This is a genomic window from Pseudomonas sp. BF-B-15, from assembly GCF_019946675.1.
Taxonomy (GTDB): Bacteria; Pseudomonadota; Gammaproteobacteria; order Pseudomonadales; family Pseudomonadaceae; genus Aquipseudomonas; species Aquipseudomonas migulae.
In genome coordinates this window covers 60,214-66,986 of sequence record NZ_JAGYFZ010000027.1, presented here as the reverse complement: position 1 = coordinate 66,986, position 6,773 = coordinate 60,214, and the positions used below count along the sequence as shown (strand labels likewise).

The following is a 6,773-nucleotide window of genomic DNA, read 5'->3' as shown; positions in this document are numbered from 1 at the left end:
CCCCAACCCCACCCCCAAAAACTAATAAACGTTACTTGTACCGAGGAGACGCGAGGGAATCCTCGGAAATTTTTGAGACTGGATTTGAGCCGTTGGGAGACAGTATTGATCTTTACTTGCACGCACGCGACAACCGAAGCCCTCCCAGTTTTTTTGTCAGCACCACTACCTCTGAAAAGGAGGCTATAAAATTTGCCACTGGTTACGGATTTGAAGATGGTTTTGTGTACGTAATAAAAAACATCAAAGGGATAGATGTGAACAAAAAGCTAGGTTTGCTCTCGCCTCATAAAGGTGAGGCTGAAATTGCCATGCCTGGTGGAGTCGATAGCAAATACATCCTCGGCGTTACCCCCGTGCACGCTGATGGTACCTACAAAGGTTACTCAACTCCCAACCCAAACAGAAAGCTGCCATGAAAATAATAGAAATAACCACCGATACTCAGGGCACCATTAATAAGGTAGTGATCGAATGCGACCGACGAATTCGCACATTAACTTTAGTTTTGGAAAGCGGCTTAAGAAAAACATACTCAGGCTCTGATCTGTATGTTTGCTTTGGGATGTTGCGAGCGGACTACCCGGAAACAAAGTTTTTATGCAAGGGCGCCAAACTCAACGTGCACCCATCCAGCATGTCTTCGCAAATGTCTGCAGGAGTAGTAGCGTATGAGCTTCAATTGGGTAAACCAGCCGGGCCCGACGACTTGGTCAATATTTTTGATTATGAAGTAGCCGACATTACAAATGACGTTGAACAACAACGTGATTTTTACAAGCGCTGGATTGAGTCTTTTGCTGGGTAAACTCCTGGCGCGCCTTTACAGGTTCTACCAGTTTGACTCGCGTACTAGCATGGGGTGCTAGGGGTGTCATCGACATCAGTATCTTTCGGGTCAAAAGCACCTCTCAGGGGCATTGAAAACAACACCTGAAGTTTTGATGACACCGCCACGGAAACCGTTCGATCGAAGGGACAATCGGTTGAGCGGCAACGTTCCGGTGTCACGCTCGCAAAAATGAAAAACCCGGCACCAGGCCGGGTTTTGCTGTCACTGATCGTCGAATCAGTGGTGTTTGTTCTTGTGCTTATGCTTGTGTTTGTGACCGTTGCCGGAATGGGAATCGCCGCTGTCAGTACCCAGGTTGTTGCCCAGCGCACCACCCGCTGCGCCGCCGAGGCCTGCGCCAATGGTCGAACCGGTCTTGCCGCCAATGCTGTTACCAATCACCGAGCCGCCCGCCGAGCCCAAACCACCACCGATCGCTGCTTCAGTGCGACTGCCTTTAGGTGCACCAACAGCGCTACCCGCCGCGCCGCCTACACCTGCGCCAATCGCGGCACCGGTGCTGCCGCCCATTTGCTGACCCACAACGTTACCCAATGCACCGCCGATACCACCGCCAACAGCAGCGGTGCCATCACCGGCAGCCATCGCACCTTGAGCAACCAAAAGTCCCAGAAACAATGTGGACAATGTCAAACGCATGATATGAACCTCTAATTCCGCATCGGGAGAAAAGAATTCGCTGCGGATGGGCGGAGTCTAGCACCTGTCCCCACTGAATCCGGCCAGCGATGACCGTTGGACAGCTAAAGATGCAAAAGCTGCGAAAGAGAAACAGCCAGATACAAAAAGCCCGGCATCAAGCCGGGCTTTTTGAGCGGATCGATCAGGATCAGTGGCCCTTGTGGCCCTTGCCCAGATTGCTGCCCACGCCGCCGCCCAAAGCACCGCCCAGGCCTGCGCCGATGGTCGAACCGGTCTTGCCGCCCAGGCTGTTGCCGATTATCGAGCCGCCCGCAGCACCCACGCCGCCGCCGATGGCCGCTTTGGTGCGGCTGCCTTTGCGTGCTCCAACAGCACTGCCCGCGGCGCCCGCGACACCAGCACCAATTGCAGCGCCAGTGCTGCCACCCATGCTTTGGCCGACCACATTACCCAGCGCGCCACCCAGACCGCCACCCAGTGCGGCAGTGCCGTCGCCAGCAGCCATTGCACCTTGAGCAACCAAAAGGCCCAGAACCAGAGCGGGCAGTGTTAAACGCATGACAAGAACCTCAAAAAATAGGGGGAAATCAAAAAGGGTCGAGATTGAATGCTTTAGCGGCGAGAAAGTCCAGACACACAGCCCCAACCTCACCATCGGCGACGGTTGGACAGCTTTTATGGAAAAGGTTTTATGACAGACAAAAAAAAGCCCGCTGGGGAGACGGGCCAGGTGTTGCTTTCTAACGGATGAGTTGAGATTACGTAAGGCCTTGTGAAAACTTTGTGAAAACCCAGGCCGAAAAACACACGCCGCCAAAAAGGTTGCAGGCATAAAAAACCCCGCTCAATGACGGGGTCTGGAGAGGATGGATTACTTCCTGACGGGTGCCGCAACCTTGGGTAAAAATTTCGCCTTCGGCCCTTGGGGCACCTGGGATTTCATTTTGCCAAGCTTGACCTGATCGTCACCGTAAGCCACCACATAGTCTGTCTGGCCACACCGCACGCTATTGTTGATTGGAAATTCAGCACCGTCGTCTTCGATATACGGATCAGCCATCTTTTCGCCCCTTTCAAAAGCGGGATCGATACCGGCAAGCCCTTTTGCCTGAAACATATCGACCACCAAGCTTTTGAGACTAGCCGGTCATTACCGGACTTGTAATTCAGATTCCCCAACACCCGACGAATGGCCCGCACGGCTTCCTACAAAACAAATACATGAACCGTTACCTGAATCACCTCAGTTTGACGGCCGTCCCGGTCACAAATACCACCACCATGCCGCCCTTGCCGGCCGGCATGCTGATCTCATAATCGAGCCCCACCACCGCATCGGCCTGCAGTGCCCGCGCCCGCTCCTTGATCTCGTCGGTGGCCTGAATCCGCGCCTCCTTCAATGCACGCTCCAATGTTTGAGAGCGCCCGCCGAAAAAATCCCGCATCCCGGCGAACATGTCGCGGATAACGTTGACCCCCTGCACCGACTCGGCGCTGACGATGTCGAGGTAAGCGGTGATCTGGCGGCCTTCGATGGCGTGGGTGGTGGTGGTGATCATGGGCATTCCTTCTTCATAAATAGTCACTCAAGGCCTGAAACCTCAATTATTGATACACAAAGAGATCCTCTGAAGAGTCCACCTCTCCCCACTCTCCAGTGTATGCAACGGCGTGTATCGGGACCCGCCCCGCGTCAATGACCTGTTGAAGCGTGTTCGTCATATGCACCTTGTCTCTTTGTTCCGGGGTCAAGGCCTGGCGAAGCCGGACGACCTCTGCCCACCCCTCAGGCGTGAAGCGTAGAAGCCCCATGTATTGGCCCTGAACATCATCGACTGAAGTCGGTTTGTTGCCGATTTCGGTCAAGGTGCCGGTGGAGGCAAGGCGGAACGTTTCGGCATCCAGTAACGGATCACCAAAGCGCTGTGTCCAGAGCGCCAGCCAGTTCGGGTCGTAGGTGACGGCCAGGGAAGCCTTGCATGTCATTAACGACTGGACTGCTGCGGGGCTGTAAAAAATGTCGGAGTAACTCACGATGCACGGAGCATCCTGCAACCAGGCTTCAGCACACGCCAATGAGGAGACCATGTTGGTGTGCGCCCAGCGAGGATTATGGAACTCGATCAGCCCTTGGTCTGCCAACACCTCGCGCTTGTAGCCGGTCACGATGGCTATCTCGCTAATGCCTGCACCGCGCAGCGCCAAAAGTTGCCACTCCAGCAGTGTCTTGCCACGCAATTCGACCATGCATTTCGGACGTTCATCCGTGAGACTTTTCATGCGGCTGCCACGTCCGGCAGCCAGAATAATGGCTTTCACAACAGTCCTACCTCATGAAATGTCTTTATTAACCGAACAATTGCTTCAGTCGATGAACGTCGTGCGCAGCCCAGACGTCCTCTCGCTCCGGGTGCCACATCCAGCCCTCCCAAGGGAGGTTGCGGTGCCGGATGGCTTCGATTTCCCCATCCCCACTGCACGCCAGGACCTCAAAACCTTCAGGGCAAGCGGCAAGCGAAAAACCGTGATAACTGTTCACCTCGGCAACGATTTTTCCTGACAGTTCATGCCGGGTTCGCACATGACCGTTCACCGCTTTCAGCTCGCCGCCCGACCAGTGCGCAATCATCTGCATGCCCCGGCAAATTCCAAGTACGGGCAGGCGCAGGGATCGTGCATGGGCAAGCAATCTGCCTTCAGTCAGGTCGCGCGCCGGACACTGGCCGATGTCATTTCCCCCCGAAAGCACGATGGCTTGTGGCGATACCGTGTGCAGCCAGTCATGCAGGGCGTCCTGAGCCAGCCGTCCGTCAGCGGTTTGCAGACACAACCCGTTGGGTACCGGCACCGGCAAAAAGCCGGCTTCCAGTAGAAAGCTGATCAGACGCTGGTCTATTGCATCGCGGCTTTCACCACGCTCGGGAAATACGTCCACACGCTGGCTGAGGGCAACGACTTTCATGCCAGCATCTCCACGCAGCGCCCCGGGCAATCCAGGTGCAAGCGTTGAGCCGCCGACCAGCGCCGATAGAGGACTTCGCCGGCACCGATCACTGCCGGCAAGCCAAGTTCTCCTGCACGAATCGCCATATGCGAGTTCGCGCCGCCCCAAGCCGTAATCAGCCCGGCAATCGGGTAGGCAAACAACCAGTCGAACCCGGGGTCCGCGTTGGGAATGCAGACAATCGCGCCGGCGAGTATTTCTCGGTCGTCACTGCCCACCACGGGGGCAGTCACCTGCTTCTGGGTGATGAAGTTGGGGGCTGTTTCCGGCCATTCGAAAGACCAGACATCCTCAGGCCGGGTGATCACCGGCGGTAACGATACCTTTAGTGTCTCTGCGTGGCGGGCCTTGCCCTGCTCAATGCTGCGCAACAGCACATCGCTCGTGTTGGCTGCCGCAACGTGCAGTTCCTTGAAGACACTGATGTCGCAATAGGCCATGTCTTCACGACTGATGCCGTGCTGCGCCCCCACTTGCGCGATCAATGCCAGGGCATCCGAGAGATTGCGGGTGAAGTGGAACTTCGCCAGCTCGCGCAGTTCGATTCCTGCTTGCATGAAGTCCAGCAAGCCGACAGGGTCGGGCTGCAAGCCGTGTGACTCCAGTTGCTTCACGATTTCGCGCATTTGTGGAAGGGTCAGCGAAAACGGTTGCACGGGCTCCGGGACGGACGGGCGCTGAGTCCAGTCAAAGTAAAGTTCCGGCGCTTCATCGTAGCGAGGTGAAAGGATGTCGTAGGTGCCCGGGCGCAAGTGGCCGTAGCGCGCGAGGAACGTCGCCTTGTCCAATGTCGCGCGGTCACGCGCCAACTGGCCGCTGACAGTCGACACCCCCCCCATGAAACAATCGTAGTCAGCCTGCGAGAGCACGCCCACCGTCATCAGGGATTTGAGCATCTGCACCGCGACGAAGCCGGCGCGGGCCAGACCGGCGAATGGCAGGGTCCCGTAGCGCTTGGCATCCTCCAACAGCCAGTAAATCCGCTCCAGAGGGTCGGCGTTGGAGGCCAGCAATGCCTCACGTCGCGCATTCAGCGTATCGAGTTTGTTGGCATCTGCGCGCCACAAGCCATCCTTGGGATGGACGATCCGGTTGGTCAACTTGCGCAAACTGCTGCTGATGGCCTCCAGCTCATGCTCCAGGAAACCGGCACTGGCCAGGCGCTCCAGTCGCTGCGACAAATCCAGTGTGTAGCACGAGAACACAATCTCGAACTCCACTTTGTCGTGCAGCGTCGGCTCGGACAGCAGCCGATCGATATAGTGGTCGACCAGACGCCCCGCCAACCCCTCATCCAGGTCTGCCGGGATGAACGAGTTGAAAGACAATCGAACATCGATGTACGGCAGCCCGAAAAAATGCGGCATCAGCGGAAAGCTGCGCAAGTTGCGGTAGCCGTAATTATGGCGTTGATAGGCCCAGATCGAGTCAGTCACCAAATCCCGGTAAAGCGAAAGCGCCAGTGGTTTGGGACGGATACCGATAATTTCGGCCGGATTCCAGTCCGGCATCACACCATAAACGGTACGCTGGCCGATCAGGAACGGGTGCGGCCGCATGCCCCGCGCTACCTTGCGTTGAATATTTTCCAGCCGATCGGCTTGAGCTGCTTCGGATTCCGGGCGTGCTGGCAAAATCAGTGGTCGGGCTTGCAATAACCACAACACCTCGCCTTCAGCCTCCCGCGTGACAGCGAACTCACAGTCGACCGGCACCCCCTCGAACAACTCCAACAACTCTTCGAGCAAGATCACGACGGGCAGCATATCTGGCGGTGGCGGCACTTTGCTGTGGGCCGCCTGCTGCCAAAGCCGGCCACCCAGACCGCCAGTGACAGAGGCAGTGTCACGGCCCTCCGTCCAGTTCACCACCCGATAGGGCGCACAGGTATTCGGGTCGTGGGAGAAGGCAACGCCGGACCGAACGACATTATTCAACATCGGTTGAATCAGAACTTCGTCTGCCTGGTTGGCATCGCCATAACTGGCGATGACCTGTTCGACCGCCGATTCCAACCCTGCTTCATTGACGTCAAGTACAGAGAGAAACGCCCCCGCACCGGATGCTTGTACGCCATCTTCGCGCAGACAACTGGAGCGCACGATCCAGGGGCCGGCGTCCAAGCGTCCCTGAATGTCGCGAAAACAGGCTTGCCGGCCCATTTGCCAGTCCCTTACGGTGAAAGACAGCAACGGAGCAATGCGCGCCGAAGTCAGCCGCTCTTGCAGGCCGGCAAGCGTACCGGCCTTGGTGGAAAATCGCAGAGCCATCAGG

At 56.8% G+C, this 6,773-nt stretch carries 9 protein-coding genes; 2 read left to right on the top strand and 7 right to left on the bottom strand.

Translation table 11 applies throughout. The annotated features are described in order from the left end of the window. Both KGA97_RS11560 and KGA97_RS11555 read left to right on the top strand, forming a co-directional pair. Positions 1 to 419, top strand: a 419-nt coding sequence (locus KGA97_RS11560) for an enterotoxin A family protein (protein WP_223480804.1), incomplete at its 5' end; no start/stop codon positions are given. After that, positions 416 to 808 carry a hypothetical protein gene (locus tag KGA97_RS11555; RefSeq protein ID WP_223480803.1) on the top strand — a complete coding sequence of 131 codons (393 nt, stop codon included), beginning with the start codon at positions 416 to 418 and terminating at the stop codon, positions 806 to 808. The genes KGA97_RS11560 and KGA97_RS11555, both read left to right, overlap by 4 nt. Positions 809 to 1,069: 261 nt before the next feature. Here KGA97_RS11555 and KGA97_RS11550 read toward each other — a convergent pair whose 3' ends face one another. From KGA97_RS11550 to KGA97_RS11520, 7 genes are all read right to left on the bottom strand, one after another. Further along, positions 1,070 to 1,492 (bottom strand): glycine zipper domain-containing protein, encoded by a 423-nt coding sequence (locus KGA97_RS11550; protein ID WP_008027332.1) that lies wholly within the window; start codon positions 1,490 to 1,492, stop codon positions 1,070 to 1,072. Between the two features lie 190 nt (positions 1,493 to 1,682). Further along, on the bottom strand, positions 1,683 to 2,054 hold the full coding sequence (locus tag KGA97_RS11545; protein ID WP_008027331.1) for a hypothetical protein: 372 nt from the start codon (positions 2,052 to 2,054) through the stop codon (positions 1,683 to 1,685). 312 nt (positions 2,055 to 2,366) lie between these two features. Next, positions 2,367 to 2,555 (bottom strand): hypothetical protein, encoded by a 189-nt coding sequence (locus KGA97_RS11540; RefSeq protein WP_032828671.1) that lies wholly within the window; start codon positions 2,553 to 2,555, stop codon positions 2,367 to 2,369. A gap of 178 nt (positions 2,556 to 2,733) precedes the next feature. Beyond that, positions 2,734 to 3,054: a YbjQ family protein gene (locus tag KGA97_RS11535; RefSeq protein ID WP_008027329.1), complete on the bottom strand. Its 321-nt coding sequence runs from the start codon at positions 3,052 to 3,054 to the stop codon at positions 2,734 to 2,736. Positions 3,055 to 3,100: 46 nt separating this feature from the next. Next, the gene (locus KGA97_RS11530) at positions 3,101 to 3,814 is read right to left on the bottom strand and encodes a phosphocholine cytidylyltransferase family protein (protein ID WP_223452064.1); all 714 of its coding nucleotides are present in this window, start codon (positions 3,812 to 3,814) and stop codon (positions 3,101 to 3,103) included. A gap of 28 nt (positions 3,815 to 3,842) precedes the next feature. Beyond that, positions 3,843 to 4,457: a gamma-glutamyl-gamma-aminobutyrate hydrolase family protein gene (locus tag KGA97_RS11525; RefSeq protein ID WP_223480802.1), complete on the bottom strand. Its 615-nt coding sequence runs from the start codon at positions 4,455 to 4,457 to the stop codon at positions 3,843 to 3,845. After that, positions 4,454 to 6,769 (bottom strand): PEP-utilizing enzyme, encoded by a 2,316-nt coding sequence (locus tag KGA97_RS11520; RefSeq protein WP_223480801.1) that lies wholly within the window; start codon positions 6,767 to 6,769, stop codon positions 4,454 to 4,456. The genes KGA97_RS11525 and KGA97_RS11520 overlap by 4 nt, the downstream gene beginning before the upstream one ends. Between the last annotated feature and the right edge of the window lie 4 nt (positions 6,770 to 6,773).